The sequence below is a fragment of the Streptococcus sp. A22 genome (assembly GCF_043674215.1).
Classification (GTDB): Bacteria; Bacillota; Bacilli; order Lactobacillales; family Streptococcaceae; genus Streptococcus; species Streptococcus suis_V.
Genome location: NZ_JBIMJQ010000069.1, coordinates 1 through 1,102 on the forward strand (window position 1 = coordinate 1; position 1,102 = coordinate 1,102).

Consider the following 1,102-nt stretch of genomic DNA (forward strand, 5'->3'; position numbering starts at 1 on the left):
CTATACTGAGTTGGGGAATTCTAGTATATCAGACGAACATGTCTTTTTTGTTGCATTTCATTTTACAACGCGGGAAATTTTTTAAATTTTTTTCAAAGCCTATTTTTGAAAGAAATTTGTGCATTTTTGAGCAATTTTGAGCATTTCCAGTTTTCAATTTTAAAGATATTTAGTATAATGAAAGTTAAAGGGAAGTATTAGGAAAAAGAAAGGAAACCTACTATGAAAGTACCTAAGTATCAATTAGTTCAAAACGATCTTCGTCAGCAAATTATTTCAGGAAAATTTGAGAATGGCGATAAGTTTTACACCGAAGCTGAGTTAACCAAGCTATTTAACGTAAGTTCTATCACTGTTATCCGTGCAGTCAATGAATTGGTTAAGGACGGCTACCTCGTTCGCCAACAGGGTAAAGGAACCTTCGTTTCTCGTTCTCGCAAAGGAAAGCTTGTTGAGTTTTCTGATATCGAGATTTTCCCTATCGGCAACGACACTGTCACAGTGCTGGGTTGTGAAAAAGGAAATGAAGCTCATATTCTTGAAAAGCTTCAATTGGATAGCAATGACTTCTATTACAAGATTTCTCGCGTGCGTACAACAGATGGTCAACCTTATATTTACCACCAGTCTTACATCCCTGCTCGATATATTCAACAGCCTCAAGCAGATCTCTCGCATTTCCAATCGCTCTATCAACGATTTAAGCTAGACTTCAATATCCACATGTCTGAGGAACCTTATGTGGAAACCAATGAAATTGTTTTCCCTTCACCTAAGGATGTCAAGGAACAGTTGAAGCTTCAGGCAAAAGAACCAAGCATTCTTCAAATCCGCACTACACATAAGAGTGGCAGCAATGAAGTAATTGAATATGTAGAGACTTATAAACACTGGAAATACTATAAGATCGAAATTTCTGCCAATAAGCGCTAAAAATCGACAAACACCATGGAAAACCATGGTGTTTTTGTCTACTCTGATGCTTCAACCTATACAAAAAAATTGGATAGACTGCTCTACCCAATTTTTCGGCTCTATAATTTCTGTAGTGGGTAAATCCACTGTAGAGATTATGGAGCCTTTTTGAGTGTAGAAAAAAAGT

General features: G+C 36.7%; 1 protein-coding gene. It reads left to right on the forward strand.

Annotation, left to right across the window (positions count from 1 at the left end; translation table 11 throughout):
* Window positions 1-222 precede the first annotated feature (222 nt).
* Complete coding sequence (locus tag ACHBHN_RS11315; protein WP_105111194.1) at window positions 223-933, forward strand: GntR family transcriptional regulator; 711 nt, start codon at window positions 223-225, stop codon at window positions 931-933.
* Window positions 934-1,102 lie beyond the last annotated feature (169 nt).

Coding starts and splice junctions, on each gene's coding strand:
- ACHBHN_RS11315 (WP_105111194.1), top strand. CDS start 223: ATGAAAGTACCTAAGTATCAATTAGTTCAAAACGATCTTCGTCAGCAA.